We start from the raw sequence: 23,536 nt of genomic DNA on the forward strand, positions 1-23,536 counted from the left end.
CTCGGCGAGTGCGAGCAGATGCGTGCGCTCGGCGACGAAGCGCTCGGCGTCGGCCCGTCCGAGGAGCCCGCGGCGCAGCGCCTCGGGGGCCGGCTGGCGCCCCTGGTATCCGCCACCGGAGACCATCACCCTGGCCCGGGTCGCCGGCCAGGCCTTGAACGCGTTCTGCTTGATCCGCGCCGACAGCAGCCGGTCGACCGCGCGGCTCACGGGTGTGCCCGGCAACGGCAGGTTCGTCCAACCGCCACGACCACCAACCCGGCGAACCTATGCGGTCAGAGCACTAGGGCCTGTCCGGCCCTGACCCGCCGGACTGCCCCTGGTCGAGCCCCAGCGAGCGCTTCAGGAAGTCCACCTGGAGCAGGAGCAGGTTCTCCGCCACCTGTTCCTGAGGCGTCATATGGGTCACGCCCGTCAGCGGCAGGACCTCATGGGGTCGGCCCGCCGCGAGCAGCGCCGAGGACAGCCGCAGCGTATGGGCCATCACCACATTGTCGTCGGCCAGCCCATGGATGATCATCATCGGTCGTGCCGGGTTCTCCGGTGCCGACAGACCGTCGTCGGTGACCAGCGAGTTCGCCGCGTACACCTCCGGGCTGTCCTGCGGCGTCCCCAGATACCGCTCCGTGTAGTGGGTGTCGTAGAGCCGCATGTCGGACAGGGGCGCCCCCGCGATCGCGGCATGGAACACATCGGGCCGCCGCAGCACCCCGAGCGCCGCGAGATAACCGCCGTAGGACCAGCCCCGGATCGCCACCCGCCCCAGATCCAGCGGGAAGTCCTTCGCCAGCGCCCGCAGCGCCTCGACCTGGTCGTCGAGCGTGGGCGTCAGGTCGTTCGCGATCGCCTTCTCCCAGGCGGGAGACCGGCCCGGAGCACCCCGCCCGTCCGCCACGATCACGGCGAAGCCCTGGTCCGCGAACCACTGGGACGTCAGATGCGGATTGTGGGCGGCGAGCACCCGCTGGCCGTGCGGGCCCCCGTACGGATCCATGAGCACGGGCAGTAGTCCGTCACCTTCCCGGTACCCCGAGGGGAGCAGGACGGCGCACGGAATCCGCCGTGCGCCCCCCTCCAGCAGACGCACCCCCGCCGACAGCACCGGAGTCTCCGCGTGCGAGGCGATCACCGCCACCTCGGCGCCGTCACGCAGCACCCGCGCCACGCTCCCCGGCGTGTCCGGCCGGGCGGATACCAGCACCGTCACCGCGCCGCCGCGCACCGCCGAGTGAATTCCGGCCCCCTCCGAGACCCGCTCCACACCCAGCTCATTGACCCGGTAGACATGGATCTCCCCGGTCTCCGGCTCCGCCGCCTCCTCGCCGGCCGACGCCGAGACCAGGACGTCGTTCTCCCCGATGTCCAGGACGTTCCGAAGATGGAGCTGCGCCCCGGTCAACGCCCGGTCCCCGACCGCGAGCACCCGCGCCCCGCCCTCGTCGGCGATCCGGACGAGACGCCCGTCCGGGGCCCAGGCCGGCACCCCCGGCAGCAGCTCCAGCCACACCGGGTCCTCGTCCACATGCACCGTCCGGGTCGCCCCGGTCTCCGCGTCCACCGCCAGATGGAGCTGCGTGCGCTGGTCACGGGCCTGTACGAGGATCAGCGGGGCCCCACCCGAGGACCAGTGCACCCGGGCCAGATAGGGGTACCGGTCCCGGTCCCACTCGACCTCCGTACGCTCCCCGGCCAGATCCACCACGTACAGCCGCACCTCCGCGTTCGGTGTCCCCGCCGCCGGATACGGCACCACCCGCGGCTCCCGGTCCGGATGCGCCGGGTCCGCGATCCACCAGCGCCGCACCGACCGGTCGTCCGCCCGCGCCACGAGCAGCCGGTCCGACTCCGGCGACCACCAGAAGCCCCGCGAGCGCCCCATCTCCTCGGCCGCCACGAACTCCGCCAGACCGTAGGTCGTCTGCGCGTCCTCCGGCTCCGCCAGCGCCCGGTCGCCCTCCCCGTCCGCACCCGCCACCCGCAGCGCGCCACGCGTCACATAGGCGATGTGCCGGCCGTCCGGCGAAGGCCGCGGATCGATCACCGGGCCGGGAACCCGCAGTTCCCGCGCCGTCCCCGCCCTCAGCTCCGCCGCGAACAGCCGCCCCGACAGCGCGAACGCCGCCAACTCCACGGCCCCGTCCACCGCGTAGGCCACGATCCCGCCGGAGCCCTCACGGCTCCGCTCCCGCCGGTCGCGCTCCTCGGCCGACAACTCCTCGGCCGCGCCCCCGAGCAGCGCCTCCGGATCCGCCGCGACCCGCTCCCGCGTCTCGCCCGCCGGACCGTCCAGGTCCAGCACCCACAGCGCGTGCGAGCGGTCCGTACCGGACGACGAGCGTACGAACACCACCCGCTGACCGTCCGGTGACACCGTGAACGCACGCGGAACGCCCAGGGTGAAGCGCTGCGTCCGGGCGTACTGACGAGGGAACGAGAGCGGGAACGACCGCTGTTGCCTGGAGGTCATGCGACCGAACCTAGCGCTGTGCGCCCCCCTATGCCCCCGTACACCATCAATGCGAAGCCACACATAGTTATGATCCGTAGCGCTGGGTGGGTAGGGGACAGCTGGCACATGCTCGCCGACCTGACCGTCCGAATATCCGACCGAAGAAGTGTGGAGGTGAACCGCCGTGGCACTCTCGATTTCGGCGGTGGTGCTGCTGGCGATCGTCGTCTTCCTGCTGATCCGGAAATCCGGGCTGAAGGCTGGACATGCGGCGGTCTGCGCGCTCCTGGGGTTCTACCTGGCGAGCTCGTCCATCGCCCCGTCCATCAGCACGCTCACCACGAACGTGGCGGGCATGATCGGCGGCCTCAAGTTCTGACCTGCTGTTTCACGGTCTGCTTCCGGCCTGCCGTTCCGATCCGGGCCCTGCCTCGTAGGGTGGGGCCATGACGGTTCTCCCAGCCCGTCGTCTGCTCCTGGTGCACGCGCACCCCGACGACGAGTCGATCAACAACGGCGCCACCATGGCCAGGTACGCGGCCGAGGGTGCCCAGGTCACGCTCGTGACCTGCACGCTCGGCGAGGAGGGCGAGGTCATCCCGCCCGAGCTCGCCCACCTGGCACCCGACCGGGAGGACCGGCTCGGGACCCACCGCGTCGGCGAACTCGCCGCCGCGATGAAGGAACTGGGCGTCACCGACCACCGCTTCCTCGGCGGCCCCGGCCGCTTCCGCGACTCCGGAATGATGGGCGTCGAGCAGAACCGGCGCGAGAACGCCTTCTGGAACACGGACGTCGACACCGCGGCCCCGTACCTCGTCGAGATCATCCGCGAGACCCGCCCGCAGGTCCTGGTCACCTACGACCCCGACGGCGGCTACGGCCACCCCGACCACATCCAGGCCCACCGCGTCGCCATGCGCGCCGCCGAGCTGGCGGCGGACGCCTCGTACCGCCCCGACCTCGGCTCCGCGCACTCCCTCGCGAAGATCTACTGGAACCGGGTCCCGCGCCAGGTCGCCGAGGCCGCTTTCGCCCTGCTGCGCGCCGCAGGCACCGAATTCCCCGGCATCGCCGAGATCGACGACGTCCCCGGAGTCGTCGACGACTCCCTGATCACCGCCGAGATCGACGGCGGTGCGGGCGGTACGGGCGGCGCGGACTGGGCGGCGCGCAAGACCGCCGCGATGCGGGCGCATGTCACCCAAATCGCCGTGGACGGGCCCTTCTTCGCCCTCTCGAACGACCTCGGCCAGCCGATCTTCACCACGGAGTACTACCAATTGGTCAGCGGCACGCCGGGCGCGCCGGCGGGCGTGCGCGAGGACGACCTGTTCGCCGGTGTGGTGACGCCGTGAGTATCCGCGTGGTCTGGTACGTACTCCTCCTCGTCCTCGGGGCACTCGTCGGAGCGGCGGGCTCACTCGCCCAAAGCTCCTGGGTCCCCGGCGGATTGATCCTCGCGCTGCTCGCCACCGCGGGCGTCTTCTACGGAGGGCTGCGGGCCACCGACACCCAACTCGGCCTCGTGGCCCCCGCGGCGGGCTGGCTCGCCGCGATCGTGCTGCTCAGCCTCGGACGGCCGGAAGGCGACGGGGTCTTCGGCGGCGGGATCGCGGAGATGATCTATCTTCTCGGTGGCATGGCCGTCGCTGTGATGTGCGCCACCATGTCGCGGCTCTGGCGACCGGCCCCGTGAACAGGCCGACTTGAGCGGAGCTTCTGTGAAGGGCTGCCCGGACTTCGGCCGGAATGCCCCGTGCTGGATCCCCGGCCGTCGGGTGCCTGTCGGCGACGGCCAGTATGGTGGTGCGCGCCGCCGAGCCGCCCGGGAACACGAGCACCAGCAAGAGCGGGCGGTGGAGCCAACCGGGAGAACCTGCTTTGAGTCGTGAAACTGGTCGAGAGACTGACAGTTCGTCCTCCGGCGCCCAGGGGCGCGGTGGAGCCGCGTACCCGTCGGGTACACCGCCGTACGGATCCCGCCAGTATCCGTCGCTCCACCCCACGCAGGACGGGTCCGACGAGATGTCCGGCGCCGCTGCCGCGCCCGCTCCTGCGCAGCCGGAGGAGCCGAAGACCGAGACCACGCTGACCACCCGGATCCGGATCAACATTCCGGGTTCGCGGCCCATCCCGCCCGTGGTGGTCCGCAAGCCGGTCGCCGAGGCCGAGGCCAAGACATCGGAGCGTGAGCCGGCCGCAGAGGCGGCTCCGGCACCCGCGCCCGCCCCCGCCCCTGCCCCGGAGCCCGAGGCTCCGGCCGCGGCGGAGCCGGGGTCCAAGGCGGAGGACAAGCCCACCAGCGACTGGTTCGCCCCGCGCAAGCCGGCCGCTCCCGCGGCTTCGTCGGCCCCTGCTCCGGCCGCGCCGTCCGCTCCCACCGCGCCGTCCGGACCCTCCAGGCCGTCGGCGCCCTCGGGTCCGTCGGGTCCCTCGGGCAGGGGTGCCGGTGGCGCCCCAGGCGCCGGTCCGCGCCCTGGTGGTTCCGGCGCACCCGGCCGTACGCCTGTGCCGGGCGTGCGGCCCCCGGCCACGGGCGGCCCGGCCCGCGGTTCCGGCTTCGCCGGTCCCGCCACCGGCGGCATCCCCACGGTCGGCGGTGCCTCGATCGCGGCGACCCCCGCGTCCGGCACGCCGATGTTCCTCACGACGCCGCCGCAGGACGAGGCCGCGTACGGCCCCGACGGCGCCCCGTACTCCCCGGGCGGTCCCGGCGCTCCCAAGGCGCCCAGCGGCCCGACCACCGGCCCCGTCACCGGCAGCAGCACGGTGGGTGGCCCGGTGGGCGGCGGTTCGATGGGTGGCGGCCCCTTCGGGGGATCGCCGCGCATGTCGGACGACACCGCCGTCCTGACCCCGCAGAGCCCCGGCCCGATCACCCCGCCCGGCGCGGGCCCCGGCGGCGGCCACGTCTCCGGGGACACGCTCACCAGCGGCATCCCCGTCGTGCCCTCCGGCCCCGCGGGCCCTTCGGGTCCGGACCTCACGCCCCGCCTCCCGGATCGTGGCTTCTCGGCCCCCGAGGTCGTCGGCGGCGCCCCGGCGCCCGCCGCCCCCAGGACCGCGACGCCCGCCGCCTCCTCCGCCCCGGCGAAGAAGGGCCGCTCCAAGCTCGTCCTCGTCGGTGTCGGCGTCTTCGGCCTCATCGGCGTCGCCTACGGCGCCGGCCTGCTCCTCAACCACTCCGACGTCCCCAAGGGCACGACCGTCCTCGGTGTCGACATCGGCGGCGGTACGAAGGAGGAGGGGGTCAACAAGCTGGAGGCCGCCCTCGGCAAGCGCGCCCACGCCCCCCTCAAGCTCAACATCGGCGGGAAGACGGTCGAGCTGTCCCCGGACAAGGCCGGTCTCTCCCTCGACAGCCAGGAGACCGTCCGCGCGGCCGCGGGCAGCGACTACAACCCCGTGTCCGTGATCGGCTCCCTCTTCGGTGGCGAGCGCGTCGCCGAGCCGAAGCTCCCGGTCGACGAGGAGAAGCTGGCCGTCGCCCTCACCGACGTCTCCGGCGCGTCCGGCTCGGCGACCGAGGGCACGATCCGGTTCTCCCCGAACAAGGCCACCGCCGTGCCGGGCAAGCCGGGCAAGGGTCTCGACGTCGGCCGTTCGATGATCTTCGTCAAGGACGCGTTCCGCGCCCAGGTCCAGACGGGGCGGTCGAAGGCCGTCGAGCTGCCCGTCGTCACCCGCGAGCCCACGATCACCCAGGCCGAGCTGGACCGGGCGATGAAGGAGTTCGCCGAGCCCGCCATGTCCGGCCTGATCACGATCAAGGCGGGCTCGAAGGAGATCAAGTTCGGCCCGGCGAAGTCGCTGCCGCAGATCCTCTCCATGAAGCCCGTCAACGGCCGCCTGGTGGAGGTCTACGACAAGAAGGCGATCGAGACGCTCCTCGACGGCGTCTTCGACGGCATCATGATCACCAAGGGCGACGGCAAGAAGCACCAGGTCTCCGCCGACGACGTCGCCTTCGTGATGCGCGACGCCCTGATGGGCAAGACCCCGGCCGAGCGGACGAAGGTCATCGACCTGAGTGGCCAGGGCTGACGCCTCGTACGAGAGAGGGAGCCCCACCCGGCGGTGCCGGGTGGGGCTCCTTGTCTTTGGCCTTCGGTTGCGACCGTGACGCCGGCGTGCGCGGCTTGTGAAGATGCGGCAGGTTCGTCAAATCCTTAGAAGGGACTGAGTGGGCCGAGGCCCCCGCGACTACGATCACAGGGGCCCCTGTGTCGCGGAACTTGCTGGGGCAAACGCGGGAAGTCCTGTCATATGGGGGTAAGGGTGACGACGTTCGACGAGGAGTGGGCCACCGTGCGGTCCGTCGCGGTGGAGCAGCAGGAGACGCGTATGCGGCTCAACCAGCTCCCGGCCGATGGCGGCGGCGGGTCCGGCAAGAAGCTGCACGTCGACTCCGCGGAGCTCCGTGGCAGGGCGGGCAAGGCGGACACCGTCCGCACGGACTTCGTGAAGGCGGACAACGCCGCGAGCAAGGAGACGGGCGAGGTCGGGGCCGGCCTGAAGGGCTTCCGCTCCGCCCCCGCCTTCAAGACCTTCTCCACGCGCTGGGACGCGCAGATGAAGTACGTGGAGGGGCTGCTGGCGAACGCCGTGGCGGGCGGGCTCCGGGAATCCGCCGCCGAGTTCGACGCCCGCGAGCGGGCCGAGAAGGAACGGCACAGCAGGGGCGACAAGTCCGGCGGCTCCGACCGCAATCTGGCCTGAGCGACCGAGGGGACACCGGAACCATGCTCGACTACAAGACGCTCCTCGACGCCGACCTCGCGCCGCTCTCCGAAGCGGTCGCCAAGTGGGCGAAGCTCCCGGAGGAGTTCGGCAAGGCCGCCACGCTGTACGGCAACACGGTGGAGAAGGGGCTCGCCGAGTCCGACTGGAAGGGCGAGGCGGCGGATGCGGCGCTCGACAACGTCGCCCTGGTCGGCAAGCAGATCCGCGCGGCCCAGGACGAGGCGGGCGACGTGCACCGCCTGCTGAGCGACGCCCACCACGTCTTCTCCGAGGCCCAGAAGAAGCTGAAGACGATCAGGAGCGACATCGAGAAGGACAAGTACCTCTCGATCAAGCCCGACGGCGAGGTCTGGTTCGACCCGCCGGAGGACACGCCGAGCGAGCATCTCGCCTCCCTGAACAAGGGCTACCAGGAGACGATCCAGGCGTACCGGACCAGCATCCGCAACCAGGTCACGGCGGCCGAGGAGGCCGACGGCATCCTGTACTGGGCGCTGAGCCAGGACTACAACGGTCACAACAAGGGCTTCGACTCGAACACGTACGACAGCCTCAAGGGTGCGAAGGCGGGCAAGGAGCAGGCCGACAAGGACCGCGACGCCCTCACCGAGCTGGCCAACGTGAAGCGTCCGTACACCCTGGACGAGATCAAGCGGATCAACAGCCTCCTCTCGAAGCACGAGGGAGACCCGTACTTCGCCGAGCAGTTCGCCACCGGTCTGGGACCGAAGAAGACCGTCGAGTTCTGGACGAGGATCGCCGACCGTACGCAGTACGGGGACGAGATGACCAAGGAGTCGGCGAAGATCCAGAAGAGCCTCGGCTACACCCTGGCCACCGCCTCGCACTCGACCAGCCCCGCGATGGAGAGCTGGAAGAAGGAGATGATCGAGCTCGGCGGCAAGCGGGTCGACATGGTCGACATGAACATGGGGACGATGACCAAGGGCCCGTACGGCTACCAGGTCATGAGCAGCCTCATGCGCTACGGCGACTACGAGAAGGACTTCCTCCACGACTACGGCAAGAGCCTGATCGCCTTCGAGAAGTCCCACAAGGGCACGGACCCGAAGGAGCTCTGGCAGCCGGACGGCTACGAGACGTACCTGAACTTCGGTGCGGGGACGGACCACGGCCTGGACCCGATGGCGGGGTACATGGAGGCGCTCGGGCACAACCCGGACGCGGCGAAGGAGTTCTTCAGCTCCAAGGACTGGGACTCCTCGGACAAGGAGCTCAAGGCGATGGACCCGGAGCTCAAGTACCTGCTCGAGGACCGCAAGTGGCCCGACATGCCCAACAACACGAAGGGCAGCGAGGACTTCGACGAGCTCGGCCACGCCATCGAGGCGGCGACCCTGGGCGTCCCGTACGACCAGCCGGAACTGGGGCTGCGGCGCGACGACACGACGGCGAACGTCACCGAACAGGTCATGAAGTACGTGGGAGACCACCCCAAGTACCTCGACGACCACAAGGGCATGGGCGACAGCCTGGCCAAGATGGGCGCGGGCTACATCGACGACCTCAACTGGGCGTCGTCGAACTTCGGCAACGCCTACACGGGGCAGGACCTGCGGGATGCCGCCTTCGGCCACAAGGGGCCCGGCCACATCGATCTGCTGGACACCACGGCGGCCTCGTTCCTCGCCGTGGCCGGCGGGGACGAGGACGGCTACAAGATCCTCTCCATGGCGCAGCAGGAGTACACGGCCAGCGGCCTGCGGGCGCACCCCGAGCCGAACGGCGAGGTCGCCCAGATCATCGAGACCGGCGCCAAGATGCAGGGCATGCTCGACCAGGCGCGGGCGAACGACATCCACGCGCACTACGGCGAGGCCACGAAGGAGGCGGAGCGGAAGCTCGCCGAGGCCGCCGAGTGGAAGAAGTTCGGCGTCGGTGCCGCCGTGGCGGTGGGCGTCGGAGCCGTGGCGCTGCCCTTCGCGGGCGCGGCGGCCGGTGGCGCCGCAGTGGCCGCGTTCGCCGTGCCGCAGGTGGCGGGTGCGGTCGCGGGCGCCGGTATGACGCAGTTCGGCATCGACATCAACCGGGAGCTGGAGAAGAACGGTCCGGACTTCTCGGAGAAGGAGCACATGGACCTGAAGACCTTCACGACGCTGGGCGGTGCCCGGGCGGTCACGCCGATGGACGCGTACATCGCGGCCAACAAGCTCGACGGCACGGAGTGGGCGCAGAAGATGCACAGCGGCGTGGAGGGCAAGTACAACGACGGCGCGGACGCGATCACCCGCGTCACCCCGAAGGGATGACGATGAGGGGTCGGGCGTGGCGGGCCGTGGGCGGCCTGGCGCTGGCGATGACGCTCGTGGCGTGCGGGGGCGGCGACAAGAAGGACTCCGCCGAGGGGACGGTGCCGGCGACGGAGGTGTGCGGCGGTCTCTCGCCGACGGCTGCGCGGGCGCTGGAGCAGATCGCGGAGACGAAGCGGTTCACGTACCGCTCGTACGGGATCGCGGACACGCTGAAGGACCTGCTGCACGACCCCGACCTCGACGGCGGCGGGGAGAAGACCGACTGCGTGATCCATCCGGACGTGGCCGACCCCGATGAGAGCCCGTCGGAGATGACGGTGCTGTTCGAGGAGATCGAGAAGCTCCCGGCGGCGCAGCCCCCGGGGGTCGCGGTGCTGAGCCTTCCGGTCGGCCTGCGCGCGGAAGGCGCGGACGAGGGCGCCGACCTGTGGTTCGCGTGCGAGGTGAAGGGGGTCGGGAAGCCCATCGTCCACGCCGAGTTGGTCTACGGCCCGCGCCCGCACGAGGGAAGCGTCAAGGAGGCGAACATCCGTGTCCTCCAGGACCTCTCGCGCCGCCTCGCCCTCGCCATGGGCTGCCCCGACGCCGGAGGCATCCCGACATGACCGGCGTCGTCGTCCTGCTGTTCGCCCTCGCGGCCCTCATGGGCGTGCTCGGCCTCGTCGGTCCGCGCCGCCTCCGCCGCCGCCTCACGGACCGGTCGGGGGAACCCTCGGGCGCCGTCTTCGCGATCGGTCGTGTCGCGGCGTTCGTCATCGCCGGCCTGTTCGCGTTCCTGGGAAGCCGGGCCATGGGCGTCGCCGACGAGACGTCCTGGAACGCCGACGAGGTGCGCTCGGTCGCCGCGGAGGCAGCGTCCACCCTGGGCAAGGGGACGTCCTGGGACGGCGAGATGGGGCGGTTGGAGGTCGACGAGGCCGTGCGCGACGCGGCGGACGGCATCGGCCCCTTCTGGGAACTGGAGGTGAAGGCCTCGGGGGACGACCGCTTCCAACTGGCCACCGTCGAGGACGAGTACCCGTTCTGCCTCGTCGTGACGACCGGCCGCGCGGCCACCGTCGAACCTGGCGAGTGCTGAGGCGGGCGGTCGATCGCTCGGGCCGGGTCCGGGTCTTCCCAGGCCCCGGCCGGTGGGACGGTCGGGCGGTCAGTCGGTCAGCGCCGCGAGCTCCGCGTCGGCGCGCTCGGCGACCAGGGCGAGGACGCGGCCGGCGGCGGCCAGGTCCTCGGTGGGGATCCCGCCCCAGATACGGGCGGTGATCGGGGCGGTCTCCGCGCCGACCGCGGCGATCAGCTCGCGCCCCGCGTCCGTGGGGTGAAGGTGCCCGCCGTCCGCGACGAGCAGCCGCTTGGCCAGCAGTTCGTCGAGAGTGGCGCGGATGTCGGCCGGGTCCGCCTTGAGGGAGTCCTGGACCTGGTCGACGAGCTCGTCCGGCGTCCGCGGGGCGTCGGCGGTGACGGCGGCCCGCAGGGCGACCTGCGCCTGGAACGTCATGCCGTGCCCGGCCAGGACACGCTCCAGGACGCCGCGGGCGGCGTAGTGGGCCAGGCCCAGGGCCCGGGGGTTGGCGAGGGGTGCGGTGGTGGATGCGGTGGTGGTCATGGTGGTGTCCCCTGACTGCTCTCGTCGTTCGGTACGGATGGAGCGAGAGGTGCGTCGAGCAGGGTCGTCAGCTCGTCGGTGAACGCGCGCGTCCGCGGGGCGTCGAGGCCGTCGAGCGGCTCCAGCAACTGCTGAAGCAGCTCCTGGACCACCCTGATGGCCTGGCGCGTGACGGCCGTGCCCTGCTCGGTGAGCGCGAGCTGTACGGCGCGCGGGTCGCGGGGATCGCGGGTGCGCTCGATCAGCCCGGCCGCCTCCAGGGCGCGCGCCAGCTTCGAGACGTACAGCGCCTCCAGGCCGGTGTGGTCGGCGAGTCGGCGCTGACTGGGCCGCTCACCGGTGCGTTGCATGCCGTGCAGCGACGCGACCAGCACGTACTGCGCGTGGGTGAGGCCCAGCGGAGCCACCGCGCGATCGACCGCGACGCGCCACTTGTTGGCGAGCCGCCACACCAGGAAGCCGGGAGTGGGACCCGGTGAACCCTTGCTCATGGCGAATAGAGTACATGGCTACTATGTCCATGGCTACTATTTTCCGATGTCACCAATTCCCGCCGTACCGCTGCCGCTTCACCCGCAGCCAGTCCTGGATCTCCCTGGTCTCGCGGGCCGAGGCCGGGCGCAGGTCGTCGGCGCGGATCGTGGCGACGAAGTGCACGAACCGCACCCGCCGGTGGACTCCGTCCACGCCGATGACCTTGCCGGGGCCGTAGACGTCGGTGCCGGTGTGGGCGACGAAGGTGCCCGGGCCGTAGGGGGTATGCATCGTGAGCCTTCCGCTCTGCGTGTTGGTTCCGGTCACACAGTGGCGTGGATCACGTTACGCTCCGTAGTGGGCACCTTGTGACAACGCGACCCGCACGTCGGGCACGTCGAGGCCCCCACCTGAACGACGTCGGCCCCGCACCCTGCCTGGCGGACAGGGGGCGGGGCCGAACGGTGTCGGGCCGGCGGCCTACTGGCCGGCCGTCCGGCGTCGCTTCCACCAGACGAGTCCGCCGCCGAGCGCGGCGAGGGCCGCGGCGATGCCGGCGATCAGACCGATGGGGGTGTCGGAGCCGGTGTCGGCGAGGTCACCGCCCGGGTCCTTCGGCGGGTTCTGACCGCCGCTGCCACCGCCGCTGGGCGGGGTGGACGGGTCGGGACCCGGGGTGGTCGGCTTGTCGGTGGGCTTGTCCGTCGGCGTGGGCGTCGGTGTCGGGGTGGGAGTCGGGCCGGGGTTGCCGCCGCCTCCGGTCTGGGTGTCCGCGCCCAGGTACAGGTCCTCGGTGTCCCGGTAGGAGGCGTCGTCGGACTGCAGGGAGTTACGGGTGGTGTTGTCCAGGTCCCGGTTCTCCACATCGAAGCGGACCTTGGTGATGTTCCGCTTCGGCGACTTGGAGAAGTCGACACCGCCGACGCCCTGGTTGAAGACCTTGCCGCCGTACTCCAGCTTGAACCACTCGACGCCCTCACGGGCGGACTTCATGTACCGGTCGTACGTGCCCTGCTTGGTCCACTTGTCGTTCGGGGCGCGCAGCGGCCAGGCCGAGACGTCGTTGGAGTCGATGATCGGCCGGAAGTCGGTCGGCGACTTGGCGTCCTGCTGGCGGATGTACTCGGCCGCGACGCGAGAGGTGTAGACGCGGCGCAGATCGGCGTACTTCGCACCGGTGTTGACCCGCTTGGAGACCTCGGGCATCACGTTCGCGCGCAGGTTGGCCTCGCTGAAGCGCTTCTCGGCCTCCGTGAAGGTGCAGTTGTGGGCACCGGGGGCGGACCAGTCCATGTCCATCCACTCGGTGGACACCTTCAGCGGCGCGTCCAGGATGTAGATGCCGCCGTCCTGCTCACGGACCTGGGCGACCTCCGGCTCGATCCACAGCCGGACCTCGGGGAAGCACGGGATGCCGTCCTCGCGGGGCTGGGTGTCCCAGAAGCGGCGGGCGCCGGCGTGCTTGTCGGGGTTGATGGCCTCGGCGAAGTCGAACTTCATGTCCAGGTCGGCGTCGAGAAGGATCCGGCCGGCGTCCGTGGACGCGAACTTCGAGTCCATGATCTTGTCCGGCTGGTCCGGGTTGAGGTTGACCCAGAACTTCTCCGGCGTGAGCGCCAGCCAGGTGAACAGGGCGTCGGAAGCGAGCTGCATCTTGGCCTGGCCGCCGAAGCCCGGGTTCTCGTCCGGGTCCGGCATCATGTCGGCCTTCATGGAGTACTGCACGCCCTTGCCCTTGCCCAGGCCGCCGACGTAGCGCAGCTCCAGGGTGGTGAAGTCCACGCCACCCGGCCCGCCCCGGGGAAGGGTGCCCCGCGTGTCGAGACGCCGGGCGTCGGCCTGGATGCGCTTGGCCTCTTCGAGGGTGCGGCCGGAACCGTTGATGCGGTCGTTCAGCGGGCCCCGGGTTCCGCAGTTCTTCGGCGCGGCGGCGGCCTGCAGCCGCGGGGTGACGATGCCCTGGCAGGCGGGAGCCATCCAGCTGTCGTTCTTGCCGTAGCCGGGGATCGGGGTGGTCTTGCCGACCGGGTTGTAGAACCGCTGGTTACCGCGGACCTGGTTGGTCGCGCCGGGGCGGTCCTTGATCACATCGCGGTTGAGCTGGTCGATGTGGTTCTGCTGGCCCTTGGTGAAATTCTTCGCGCCGGTGAAGCGGAAGGTGTGGTCGGGCATCGACTTGGCGACGATCCGGTCCTTCGCCAGCTGCTTGGGGTCCAGCTTGCTGTTGGACTTGAACTCGTTGAATTCCTTGGTCCGCTTGTTGTAGGCGTCGTAGCGGCGCTCGCCGACCTTGTTGCCGTCCTTGTCGAAGAGCTCGACGTAGTACTCGCACAGCCAGTCCGGGCCGATGAGCTTGTAGTCCCTGACGAGCTGGCGCTCGAAGCCGGAGCCCTTGTGGTTGTTCGTCTGGTTGCGGATGTACCGGTGCTCGAACCAGTGGTTGAAGCTGAGGTTCTCGTTGTTGGCGAGGAAGCGGGCGAAGATCTCCATCGCCCGGTCCTCGGGGTCCCCGGACTTGTCGGCCTGCTTGGTCCAGGCGTCGACGTTCTTCTTCGGATCGCCCGGGACCTTCGACATGGCCTGCTGCCGCTGGGCCGCGTTCGGGGCCTTGAGGCCGTCGAACGCCCTGCCGGGAAGGTCGTAGTCGAAGTTCTTCGGCAGGTCGTTGGACTTGTGGATCAGCCCGGCCGGGTCGTTGGGGAACCCGGAGTTGGGCGGGGTGGTCCTGGCGGCCGGGAGGCCGTTGCGGGTGTCGCAGCGCTTGCCGGTGCCGGGCTTGGGCTTCGCCGTGACGGGCGGACCCGCCGCTTGGGCGGTCTCGACCGCGGGGAGGCCGGTCAGGGTGACGGCGGCGGCCAGGGTGCCGGCCGCGGCCCATCGCACGGTCAGCCGCCACCGGGCGGGTATGCGTAACGTTCGCTTCAAGGTGCTCTGTCTTCCCTCGGTTGGGGGCCGGGGGGTGTGAAGGGGTGGCGCGCGAGGCCCCCGTGACGTGTACGCGCCAACGCCCACACTAGACCCATCCGTCGCGCGAGCAAACGCATTGGCGAGGTTGTCGACAAGGCGTCAACTCGCTGCAACGGGTGGAGGGTTGTTGCTCAGATGAAGTACAGGTTCTCCATCGCGCGGACCGCGGACTCGGCATGGCCGACGCGGAACGCGGCCGTCTGGATGTCCGGACGGTTCCAGGGGTCGGCCTGGCCCAGGGCGAGGGTCGCGAGGGCGGACCACTCGGTCTCGTTGGGCTCCTCCTCGTCCAGGTAGAGACCGGCGTCCTCCAGCGTCTCGCCGGTCAGGCCCAGGGAGGCGATCACGGCGTCCGGGTCGCCGCCGATGACGAACGGTTCGTCGCCGGGCCAGCCGGAGGCGTGGAACATGGCGCCGTCCGGCAGCCACACGAGGTCCTCGGTGTGGTCGGCGCCGGCGTGGAAGTGGACGCGGCCGACGATGCGGGCGTCGGGGAACCGCTTCCGCAGGGCCTGAGCCTCGTACAGCAGCGGGGTGTCGTTGCCGTTGTCGGCGAACGCCGGATCGCAGATTCCCAGGACATGGCCCCAGGCGCCGGCCTGGATGACGTCCAGATCGGTTCTCTGGCCGGGGTAGGGGACTTCGAGGGCGGACCGGGTCCCGAGGTCTTCGAGGATCTCGTCGACCGTGTCGAGGGAGGCGGCGAACTCGGCGGCCCGCGCGGGGTCGTTGGCGGGCAGGTCGAGGCCGCCCACGTCGAACGGGGGCTGGAGAACGGTGAGGTTGCAGTGCCCCATCGACCCGCGAACCAACCGATCCGGCGGAGAGGTCCAGAATCCGTTGCTCGTCATGGCCGCAACCGTAGTGGCGCGCGCCGACACCTGTCCCCCGTATCCGGGCCTTGCGTCTCCCGTAGGGGGAGGGACCAGAGTGGGCGCATGGACGGCGACACGCTCTACTCGATCGGTGAACTGGCGCGGCGGACCGGGACGACGGTCAAGACCGTCCGGTTCTACGCCGACGAGGGGATCGTCCCGCCCGCCGACCGCACCCCCGCCGGCCACCGCCGCTTCGGCGTCGACGCCGTCGCACGCATCGACCTCATCCGCACCCTGCGCGACCTCGGGCTCGACCTCCCCACCGTCCGGAAGGTCGTGGACCGGGAGGCGTCCCTGCCCGAGGTCGCCGCCACGCACGCCGCCGCGCTGGACGCGCAGATCCGCACGCTGCGCCTGCGGCGCGTGGTGCTGACGGCGGTGGCCGGGCGCGGGTCCACCCCGGAGGAGCTGGATCTCATGCACAAGCTGGCAAAGCTGTCCGCCGTCGAACGGAGCCGCCTGGTCGCGGCCTTCCTCGACGCCGCCTACGGCGGTCTCGACACGGGGATCGTCCGCTCGTTGACGCCCGAGCTGCCCGACGACCCCGACGACGCGCAGGTCGCCGCGTGGGTGGAGCTGGCCGAGCTGACCCAGGACCCGGAGTTCGTCGCCGCCACCCGGCGGCTGCACGAGCGGTTCGCCGCCGCGCACGAAGAGCGCCCTACACCCCCGCGCCGCGACATCGTGGCCGTCATCCGCGAGACCGCCGACCCCGCCCTCGACCCGGCCTCGCCCCAGGCGCGAACGGTCGTCGAGCACATCACCGCCCACCCCGCCTGCCCCGACGACCTCCGCTCGTACCTGCAAGCCGTCGCCGACCCGCGCCGAGCCCGCTACCTCCATCTCCTCGCCGTGATCAACGGCTGGCCACCCCCGGACCCCCTGGCCCCCGCCCTCGCCTGGTTCCTCCGAGCCCTGTCGGCGCGGTCGGGTTCGATCGGCGCGTGACCCGACGGCCCGGGCCCTGGCGACCCTGATCCTCCGACGGGGCCCTAGGGCCTGTCCGGCGGATCATGGCCGGGTCCGACCCTGATCCGCCGGACAGGCCCTAGTTCAGCAGCGCCCGCGCCGCCTGCGCGCGGTTGCGGATCGAGGCCGCCGCGCTCGGCTCGATCGCGTCCACGACCGTCGCGTACGCCTCCATCTCCGCCGCTCCCGCGAGGAACTCGCCGCGCTGCACCAGCAGCTCCGCGTGCTCGTAGCGCAGCCGCGCCGGGTGCGAGGGAAGCAGCAGGGACAGCTCGACCGCCCACAGGGCCACCGCCGAGCGCTCCGGCCGTGGCGAGGCCCAGGCGCGGATGTTGTTGAGGATCCGCAGCACGATGTCCATACGGTCCGCCGGGCGCATCATCGAGGGTTCCAGGGGCTCGCCCGTCGCGCCCGCGACCAGCAGCTCCGCGTCCATGCCCGTCATCGCCCGGCCACCCGCGAAGGGGTCCGCGAGGACCTGGGCCGCCGGGTCGCCGAACCCGACGACGAAGTGGCCCGGCAGACCGAGCCCGTACACCGGCGCGCCCGCCCTGCGGGCGACCTCCATCCAGAGCACCGACAGCAGGATCGGCAGCCCCCGCCTCCGCCGCAGGACCTCGTGGAGCAGCGAGGACTCGAGGCGCTGGTAGTCGGCCGGGGTGCCCTGGAAGCCGTACCGGCCGCCGAGCAGCCGGGCCATCGCCGCCACCCACTCCGCGGGGTCCCGCAGGCCGTAGGGCAGCTCGCCGGCGAGCCGGTCCAGTTCGATCTCCGCCGCGTCCAGGTCGGCCTCGGTCACCGAGTCGTCCGCCACGGCCCCGATCAGCAGGCACAGCCGGGCGAGGTCCGAGCGCTCCGCCCGGGCCTCCTCGGCGAACTCCTGCCGCCAGTCCGTCATGCCTCCGCCGCTCGGTAGTGGTGGTAATGGTGATGGACCGCGAAGCCCATGCCCTCGTACAGCGCCCGCGCCCCGTCGTTGTCCGTCTCCACCTGGAGCCAGGCCGCCGACGCGCCCTCGTCGAGGGCCTGCCGGGCGAGCGCCGTCATGACGGCCGTGGCCAGGCCCTGACGCCGGGACGCGGGGTCGACCTCCACCGCCATGAATCCGGCCCAGCGACCGTCCACCACACAGCGCCCGATCGCCGCCGGTATGTTTTCCGTGCCCGGTACGGACGCGAACCACACACTCGGACCGCTGGACAGGACGCTCAGCACATGGGGGCCGGGCACACCGGAGCGGTTGTAGCGGTGGAGCCAGGCCTCGTCCAGGGAGCGGGAGAGACGGACGGACGAGATGTCCGCGTCCAGGTCCCCGACCGGCGCGAGCCCCCCGACCCGTACCTCCGCCGAGACCTCCGACCGCCAGCCGCGCCCCTCCAGCTCCGCGCAGAGCAGCTCCTGCGTGCCCTCGGCGCCGGTCGCCGTCTGCACGTACGCCGGGAGGTCCCGCTTCGCGTACCAGTCGCGCACCCGCGCCAGGGCCTCGTCCAGCGGGAGGCCCGGGTCCCCGAGGGGAAGGACGGAGTTGGCGCGGCGCGTGAACCCCGCCGCCGCCCGCAGCGTCCACTCGCCGAGCGGCTCGCTCTCCACCGGCTCCCATGCGCGCGCCGTCACCCGCGCGAGCTCCTCGAAGGAGGCGGCGGGCCCGCGCCTGCGGGCCGGGGCGGCGGGGACGACCTTGCCCGCCACCAGCGTGGATTCCGCGATCCGGACACTCTCACCGGTCCTGCGTGTGATCAGCAGCACACCCGCGTCCCATGATGTGAGAACACCGACCGCGTCGGTGAATCGCTCACCCGGGGCGCCGGACTCCGTCACGTACCGAACTGAGACACGTTTTCCCACGTCAGCGCGGGTAATACGCACCTCAAGGCGCCCTCCAGCGGTGAATTCCACGGCTTCTCCGCCCCTCCTGTTCGGATCGTCCCCAAGAACGGAGATACTAGGGGCGGGCATCGACGACGCCGCGCTCCCGCGCAGACCAGCCCTACCGAGGAGGAACGACAGCGTGACCTACGTCATCGCGCAGCCTTGTGTCGACGTCAAGGACAAGGCTTGCATCGAGGAGTGCCCCGTCGACTGCATCTACGAGGGCTCCCGGTCCTTGTACATCCACCCGGACGAATGCGTCGACTGTGGTGCTTGTGAGCCGGTGTGCCCGGTCGAGGCCATCTTCTACGAGGACGACACCCCGGAGGAGTGGAAGGACTACTACAAGGCGAACGTCGAGTTCTTCGACGAGCTCGGTTCGCCCGGTGGTGCCTCCAAGCTCGGCCTGATCGAGCGCGACCACCCCTTCATCGCCGCTCTGCCGCCGCAGAACGGCTGATCAACCGCCCTCGGTCCCGTACGGCCTCGCCCGCTGTACGGGACCGACGCGTTTTCCGTACATCTGAGGAAGTGAGCCAACTCGTGAGCGCAGTCTCTTCGCGCCTGCCCGTCTTCCCCTGGGACAAGCTGGAGCCGTACAAGAAGACGGCGACCGCCCACCCGGACGGCATCGTGGACCTGTCGGTGGGCACGCCGGTCGACCCGGTGCCGGAGCTGATCCAGCGGGCGCTGGTGGCGGCGGCCGACTCGCCGGGCTATCCCACGGTGTGGGGCACCCCCGAGCTGCGGGACGCGCTGACGGGCTGGTGCGAGCGGCGCCTGGGCGCGGTCGGCCTCACCCACGGGAACGTGCTGCCGGTGGTCGGCTCCAAGGAGCTGGTGGCCTGGCTGCCGACCCAGCTGGGGCTCGGCTCCGGGGACCAGGTCGCGTACCCGCGGCTGGCCTACCCGACGTACGAGGTCGGCGCGCGGCTCTGCGGCGCCGAGCCGGTCGTGTACGACGACCCGGTCGCCGACCTCGACCCGGCGGCGGTGAGGCTGCTCTGGCTCAACTCGCCCTCGAACCCCACCGGCAAGGTCCTCGGCAAGGACGAGTTGACCCGGATCGTGGCCTGGGCGCGCGAGCACGGCATCCTCGTCTTCTCCGACGAGTGCTACCTGGAGCTGGGCTGGGAGGCCGACCCGGTCTCGGTCCTGCACCCGGACGTCTGCGGCGGTACGTACGAGGGCATCGTCTCCGTCCACTCGCTCTCCAAGCGCTCCAACCTGGCCGGCTACCGCGCCGCGTTCATCGCGGGCGACGCGGCCGTCCTCGGCGAGCTGCTTCAGATCCGCAAGCACGGCGGCATGATGACGGCCGCGCCGGTGCAGGCCGCGACGGTCGCCGCCCTGGGCGACGACGCGCACGTGGCCGAGCAGCGGGAGCGGTACGCGGCACGGCGCACGGCCCTGCGGACGGCGCTGGAGGCGCACGGCTTCCGGATCGAGCACAGCGAGGCGAGCCTCTACCTGTGGGCGACCCGCGACGAGCCCTGCTGGGAGACGGTGGCCTACCTGGCCGAGAAGGGCATCCTGGTCGCGCCCGGCGACTTCTACGGGGCGGCGGGGGAGCGGTTCGTCCGCGTGGCCTTCACCGCGACCGACGAGCGCGTCGAGGCGGCCGTCAAGCGCCTGGGCTGACGCCCGTACGACGGACGGACGACGGAGGGCCCGGGGAGCGTGACACGCTCCCCGGGCCCTCCGTCGTGACGGGTGTACCGGAAGGTCAGCCGCCGATCGGGAGGCCGCCAAGCGACGGCACGCCGCCGGTCGGCAGGCCCTGGCCGAGGGCGTCGGTCGAGGGGGCGCTCCCGGTGGCCGCGCCGGCGGTCCTGCCCGCCGCATCCACGGTCTTGCCGGCGGCCGGGACGGCCTTGTCGACGGCCTTGCCGCCGGTGTCGCCGACCACGCCGGTGGCGGTCTGCGAGGCGCCGTCGACGGTGTTGCCGACACCGGCGGCGTCGAGCGAGCTGATACCGGAGAGGGCTCCGGTGGGAGCGATGCTGTGGTCCAGGGCGCTTGCGGAGCCGGCCGCACCGACCACGGGGGCTGCTCCGGCCGCCACGAGGAGTGCGGCGCGGGCGATCCGACGGGTCAGGGGGAGGGACATGGTGCTCCTTCGACGGAGAGGACGTTCTGACTCCGTGACAACCGAGGCGGGGGAGGGAGAGGTTTCGGTGGCCGAAGGTAAAGGCTGCGCAATGCATCGCATTATCGGGTGGGAGGAAAGCGGACGAAGGCGCTGAAGATCCAACCCGCGCTGAACCGTCACTTCCCTTGCCTCGTAAGGGAAGTGGTCGGACGGTGGGGAGGGGCGCCGATGTTCTCGGCGAATGACTCGTCCGGGTGAGTCCCCGTACGCGCGCTCGGCTACTGCGCGACTCGAATGCGCACCGTGTCGTCGCCGGCCGCGGCCGCCTTCGTCCAGGCCCCCGAGACATCGCTCGCGCGCCAGATCCTGTCCGCGTACGCGACTTCCACGATCCGCAGCTCGTCCGCCCGCGCCACGGCCCAGTGGGCGAGCTCCCAGCCGCGCTGCGCGTCCGTGCCGGTGGTCGCGCGGACGGGCACGGAGAGCACGGCGGCGGCACCGCCCGCGTGCGCCCCGGAACGCCCAGCGCCCCCGGCTCCGCCGGCCGGCCTCGGGGCGGCCTTCTCGCCGAAGGCCCGCACCAGCTCGGCCCGCACCTTCGCCGGATCCCCGGACTGCCCCTCCGGCACCGCGCTCGTCGTACAGCTGAGGGCGGCGGCCGAGCGGCCGGTCAGTGCGGCGGACAGCAGCGCCGCGTCCGGCTCGTGCTTCGCGTACGCCTGCGGGAACCCACTGCGCTGCACCTTCTGCGCCGCCACGGTCAGCGGCAGCCGCGAATAGCCCGGAACCTTCGCGAGACCTTCGTAGAACTTCCCCGAGGAGTACACCGGGTCGAGGATCTGCTCCGGAGTGCCCCAGCCCTGCGAGGGGCGCTGCTGGAAGAGCCCGAGCGAATCGCGGTCGCCGTGCTCGATGTTCCGCAGCGCGGACTCCTGCAGCGCCGTCGCCAGGGCGATGGTGACCGCACGCTCGGGCATCCGCCGGGTGGTGCCCACGGCGGAGATGGTGGCGGCGTTGGCCGCCTGCTCCGGCGAGAACTCGTAGGTGTTCTCGCCACTGCCCACACTGCACCGCGGAGCGCCCTTGGAGCCCGTGACGTAGTGCACGGCCACATAGGCGACCAGACCGAGAAGCACGGCGAAGGCGGCCGTGAACCTGGCGAGGCGGCCGTGGCGGGAGCTGCGGGAAGGGCGGATGGGCTCGGACACGGGGCCAACCGTACTGGAGGCCGGGTTAGGGTCGGCACATGGCTGACAACGCTCCCCTCGACCTCACGCTGGACGGTCCGGCGCTCACCGCCGCGCTCGTCGACTTCCCCTCCGTCAGCGGGACAGAGAAGCCGCTCGCCGACGCGATCGAGCAGGCCCTGCGCGCCCTGCCGCACCTCACCGTCGACCGGTACGGCAACAACGTCGTGGCCCGCACCCGGCTCGGCCACGGGGAGCGCGTGATCCTCGCCGGGCACATCGACACCGTGCCGATCGCCGACAACGTGCCCTCGCGCCTCGACGAGAACGGCGTTCTGTGGGGCTGCGGGACCTCCGACATGAAGTCGGGCGTCGCCGTCCAGCTCCGGATCGCCGCCACCGTCCCCGAGCCCAACCGCGACCTCACCTTCGTCTTCTACGACCAGGAAGAGGTCGCCGCCCACCTCAACGGCCTCGGGAAGGTCGCAGAGGCCCACCCGGACTGGCTGGAGGGCGATTTCGCGATCCTCCTGGAGGGCTCCAACGCCGAGGTCGAGGGCGGCTGCCAGGGCACCCTGCGCGTCCTCCTGCGGACGGAGGGCGAGCGCGCCCACTCCGCGCGCTCCTGGATGGGCTCCAACGCCATCCACGCCGCGGCCCCGATCCTCGCCCGCCTCGCCTCGTACGAGCCACGCAAGCCGGTCATCGACGGCCTGGAGTACCACGAGGGCCTCAACGCCGTACGGATCGAGGGCGGCGTCGCCAACAACGTCATCCCCGACGCCTGCACGGTCGTCGTCAACTACCGCTACGCCCCCGACCTCACCCTGGCCGAGGCCGAGGCGCACGTCCGTGAGGTCTTCGCCGACTGCGGGGTCGCCGAATTCGTGGTCGACGACCACAGCGGCGGCGCTCTGCCGGGCCTCTCGCACCCGGCCGCGGCCGAGTTCATGAAGGCGGTCGGCGGCACCGCGTACCCCAAGTTCGGCTGGACCGACGTGGCCCGCTTCAGCGCCCTCGGCGTCCCCGCGGTCAACTACGGCCCCGGCGACCCGATCTACGCCCACAAGGTCGACGAGCACGTCATCGTGGACAGGATCGTCCAGTGCGAGGACCGGCTCCGCGACTGGCTCACTGGCTGACAGCCGTAATTTCGCTTTTTGTCACGTCTGTGGACCTACCCTGACCGAACCAGAAGATCAGTGGATCGGTGGAGGGAGCAGGCCATGGGTATCCCCGAGGGAGCGTCGAAGCCGGAGGAGCAGAGGCTGGGACCGGTGCTCAGGCGACGGGAGCAGGTCCAGCCGGGCACCACGGATCAGCGTCTGCTGGACACCGAGGGCGACTCGGAGTGGGTGCACACCGACCCCTGGCGCGTCATGCGCATCCAGTCCGAGTTCGTCGAGGGCTTCGGCGCGCTCGCCGAACTGCCGAGCGCGATCAGCGTCTTCGGCTCGGCCCGCACGAAGCCGGACTCGCCCGAGTACGAGGCCGGCGTGCGGCTCGGCCGCGCGCTGGTCGAGGCGGGCTTCGCGGTGATCACGGGCGGCGGCCCGGGCGCCATGGAGGCGGCGAACAAGGGCGCACGGGAGGCCAAGGGCATCTCGGTGGGCCTGGGCATCGAGCTCCCCTTCGAGCAGGGGCTCAACCCGCACGTCGACATCGGCGTGAACTTCCGCTACTTCTTCGTCCGCAAGACGATGTTCGTGAAGTACGCGCAGGGCTTCGTCGTCCTCCCTGGCGGCCTCGGCACCCTGGACGAGCTCTTCGAGGCGCTCACCCTGGTCCAGACGCGGAAGGTGACGCGCTTCCCGATCGTGCTCTTCGGTACGGAGTACTGGAAGGGCCTCGTCGACTGGCTCCGCGACTCGGTGGTGGCGGGCGGCAAGGCCTCGGAGAGAGACCTGCTGCTCTTCCACGTGACCGACGACGTGGAGGAAGCGGTGGCGCTGGTGTCCAAGGAGACGGGCCGCTAGAGCCTGTCCGGCGGATCATGGCCGGGGCCGCGGCGCCGGGCGGGGGGTGCCCG

24 protein-coding genes are annotated in these 23,536 nt (G+C 71.4%); 13 read left to right on the forward strand and 11 right to left on the reverse strand.

What is annotated here, in order from left to right; all coding sequences use genetic code 11:
- Together ABZ939_RS34295 and ABZ939_RS34300 are read right to left on the reverse strand one after the other, a co-directional pair.
- Positions 1-225, reverse strand: a 225-nt coding sequence (locus ABZ939_RS34295; protein ID WP_361864070.1) for a hypothetical protein, incomplete at its 3' end; no start/stop codon positions are given.
- A 58-nt stretch (positions 226-283) separates the two neighbouring features.
- Positions 284-2,467: a prolyl oligopeptidase family serine peptidase gene (locus ABZ939_RS34300; protein WP_361864072.1), complete on the reverse strand. Its 2,184-nt coding sequence runs from the start codon at positions 2,465-2,467 to the stop codon at positions 284-286.
- Between the two features lie 166 nt (positions 2,468-2,633).
- On the opposite strand from ABZ939_RS34300, the gene ABZ939_RS34305 reads away from it, so the two are divergent.
- The 8 genes from ABZ939_RS34305 (at position 2,634) to ABZ939_RS34340 (ending at position 10,546) form a co-directional block, all read left to right on the forward strand.
- Positions 2,634-2,828, forward strand: a complete 195-nt coding sequence (locus tag ABZ939_RS34305) for a hypothetical protein (protein ID WP_137993529.1) — start codon at positions 2,634-2,636, stop codon at positions 2,826-2,828.
- A 67-nt stretch (positions 2,829-2,895) separates the two neighbouring features.
- On the forward strand, positions 2,896-3,807 hold the full coding sequence (gene mshB / locus ABZ939_RS34310; protein WP_361864074.1) for an N-acetyl-1-D-myo-inositol-2-amino-2-deoxy-alpha-D-glucopyranoside deacetylase: 912 nt from the start codon (positions 2,896-2,898) through the stop codon (positions 3,805-3,807).
- Complete coding sequence (locus ABZ939_RS34315; protein ID WP_361864076.1) at positions 3,804-4,148, forward strand: DUF6113 family protein; 345 nt, start codon at positions 3,804-3,806, stop codon at positions 4,146-4,148. Before mshB ends, ABZ939_RS34315 begins: the two co-directional genes overlap by 4 nt.
- 329 nt (positions 4,149-4,477) lie before the next feature.
- Complete coding sequence (locus ABZ939_RS34320; RefSeq protein WP_361864078.1) at positions 4,478-6,496, forward strand: hypothetical protein; 2,019 nt, start codon at positions 4,478-4,480, stop codon at positions 6,494-6,496.
- Positions 6,497-6,730: 234 nt separating this feature from the next.
- Positions 6,731-7,171 (forward strand): hypothetical protein, encoded by a 441-nt coding sequence (locus ABZ939_RS34325; protein ID WP_361864080.1) that lies wholly within the window; start codon positions 6,731-6,733, stop codon positions 7,169-7,171.
- A 23-nt stretch (positions 7,172-7,194) separates the two neighbouring features.
- Complete coding sequence (locus ABZ939_RS34330) at positions 7,195-9,465, forward strand: DUF6571 family protein (protein ID WP_361864082.1); 2,271 nt, start codon at positions 7,195-7,197, stop codon at positions 9,463-9,465.
- Complete coding sequence (locus tag ABZ939_RS34335) at positions 9,462-10,073, forward strand: hypothetical protein (protein ID WP_361864083.1); 612 nt, start codon at positions 9,462-9,464, stop codon at positions 10,071-10,073. Before ABZ939_RS34330 ends, ABZ939_RS34335 begins: the two co-directional genes overlap by 4 nt.
- A complete protein-coding gene (locus ABZ939_RS34340; protein WP_361864085.1) occupies positions 10,070-10,546 on the forward strand; it encodes a hypothetical protein in 477 nt (158 codons plus the stop codon). The genes ABZ939_RS34335 and ABZ939_RS34340 overlap by 4 nt, the downstream gene beginning before the upstream one ends.
- A 69-nt stretch (positions 10,547-10,615) precedes the next feature.
- On the opposite strand, the gene ABZ939_RS34345 is transcribed toward ABZ939_RS34340, so the two are convergent.
- The 5 genes from ABZ939_RS34345 to ABZ939_RS34365 all read right to left on the reverse strand — a co-directional run bounded on the left by ABZ939_RS34345 (position 10,616) and on the right by ABZ939_RS34365 (position 15,363).
- Positions 10,616-11,071, reverse strand: a complete 456-nt coding sequence (locus tag ABZ939_RS34345; protein WP_361864087.1) for a MarR family transcriptional regulator — start codon at positions 11,069-11,071, stop codon at positions 10,616-10,618.
- The gene (locus ABZ939_RS34350) at positions 11,068-11,562 is read right to left on the reverse strand and encodes a MarR family transcriptional regulator (protein WP_361864089.1); all 495 of its coding nucleotides are present in this window, start codon (positions 11,560-11,562) and stop codon (positions 11,068-11,070) included. The genes ABZ939_RS34345 and ABZ939_RS34350 overlap by 4 nt, the downstream gene beginning before the upstream one ends.
- Before the next feature lie 49 nt (positions 11,563-11,611).
- Positions 11,612-11,836 carry a hypothetical protein gene (locus tag ABZ939_RS34355; RefSeq protein ID WP_361864091.1) on the reverse strand — a complete coding sequence of 75 codons (225 nt, stop codon included), beginning with the start codon at positions 11,834-11,836 and terminating at the stop codon, positions 11,612-11,614.
- 189 nt (positions 11,837-12,025) lie between these two features.
- Positions 12,026-14,470 carry an LAETG motif-containing sortase-dependent surface protein gene (locus ABZ939_RS34360; protein ID WP_361864092.1) on the reverse strand — a complete coding sequence of 815 codons (2,445 nt, stop codon included), beginning with the start codon at positions 14,468-14,470 and terminating at the stop codon, positions 12,026-12,028.
- 173 nt (positions 14,471-14,643) lie between these two features.
- A complete protein-coding gene (locus tag ABZ939_RS34365; protein ID WP_361864094.1) occupies positions 14,644-15,363 on the reverse strand; it encodes a DUF6333 family protein in 720 nt (239 codons plus the stop codon).
- Between the two features lie 87 nt (positions 15,364-15,450).
- Between ABZ939_RS34365 and ABZ939_RS34370 the strand changes: the two genes are divergently transcribed.
- On the forward strand, positions 15,451-16,338 hold the full coding sequence (locus tag ABZ939_RS34370) for a MerR family transcriptional regulator (RefSeq protein ID WP_361864096.1): 888 nt from the start codon (positions 15,451-15,453) through the stop codon (positions 16,336-16,338).
- Between the two features lie 100 nt (positions 16,339-16,438).
- Here the strand turns inward: ABZ939_RS34370 and ABZ939_RS34375 are convergent, their stop codons facing one another.
- Both ABZ939_RS34375 and ABZ939_RS34380 read right to left on the reverse strand, forming a co-directional pair.
- Positions 16,439-17,257 (reverse strand): transglutaminase-like domain-containing protein, encoded by an 819-nt coding sequence (locus ABZ939_RS34375; protein WP_361864098.1) that lies wholly within the window; start codon positions 17,255-17,257, stop codon positions 16,439-16,441.
- Positions 17,254-18,255, reverse strand: a complete 1,002-nt coding sequence (locus ABZ939_RS34380; protein WP_361864100.1) for a GNAT family N-acetyltransferase — start codon at positions 18,253-18,255, stop codon at positions 17,254-17,256. Before ABZ939_RS34380 ends, ABZ939_RS34375 begins: the two co-directional genes overlap by 4 nt.
- 112 nt (positions 18,256-18,367) lie before the next feature.
- On the opposite strand from ABZ939_RS34380, the gene fdxA reads away from it, so the two are divergent.
- Positions 18,368-18,688: a ferredoxin gene (gene fdxA, locus ABZ939_RS34385; RefSeq protein ID WP_003985062.1), complete on the forward strand. Its 321-nt coding sequence runs from the start codon at positions 18,368-18,370 to the stop codon at positions 18,686-18,688.
- Between the two features lie 83 nt (positions 18,689-18,771).
- Positions 18,772-19,869 (forward strand): bifunctional succinyldiaminopimelate transaminase/glutamate-prephenate aminotransferase, encoded by a 1,098-nt coding sequence (locus ABZ939_RS34390; protein WP_361864102.1) that lies wholly within the window; start codon positions 18,772-18,774, stop codon positions 19,867-19,869.
- 85 nt (positions 19,870-19,954) lie between these two features.
- Here ABZ939_RS34390 and ABZ939_RS34395 read toward each other — a convergent pair whose 3' ends face one another.
- Positions 19,955-20,338 (reverse strand): ATP-binding protein, encoded by a 384-nt coding sequence (locus tag ABZ939_RS34395; protein WP_361864104.1) that lies wholly within the window; start codon positions 20,336-20,338, stop codon positions 19,955-19,957.
- Positions 20,339-20,598: 260 nt separating this feature from the next.
- Positions 20,599-21,528 carry a hypothetical protein gene (locus ABZ939_RS34400; RefSeq protein WP_361864106.1) on the reverse strand — a complete coding sequence of 310 codons (930 nt, stop codon included), beginning with the start codon at positions 21,526-21,528 and terminating at the stop codon, positions 20,599-20,601.
- 38 nt (positions 21,529-21,566) lie between these two features.
- On the opposite strand from ABZ939_RS34400, the gene dapE reads away from it, so the two are divergent.
- Both dapE and ABZ939_RS34410 read left to right on the forward strand, forming a co-directional pair.
- Positions 21,567-22,649, forward strand: coding sequence for a succinyl-diaminopimelate desuccinylase (dapE, locus tag ABZ939_RS34405; protein WP_361864107.1), 1,083 nt, complete (start codon positions 21,567-21,569; stop codon positions 22,647-22,649).
- Positions 22,650-22,733: 84 nt separating this feature from the next.
- Complete coding sequence (locus ABZ939_RS34410; RefSeq protein ID WP_361864109.1) at positions 22,734-23,483, forward strand: TIGR00730 family Rossman fold protein; 750 nt, start codon at positions 22,734-22,736, stop codon at positions 23,481-23,483.
- The last annotated feature ends 53 nt before the right edge of the window (positions 23,484-23,536 follow it).

This window comes from Streptomyces sp. NPDC046712, assembly GCF_040645695.1.
Classification (GTDB): domain Bacteria; phylum Actinomycetota; class Actinomycetes; order Streptomycetales; family Streptomycetaceae; genus Streptomyces.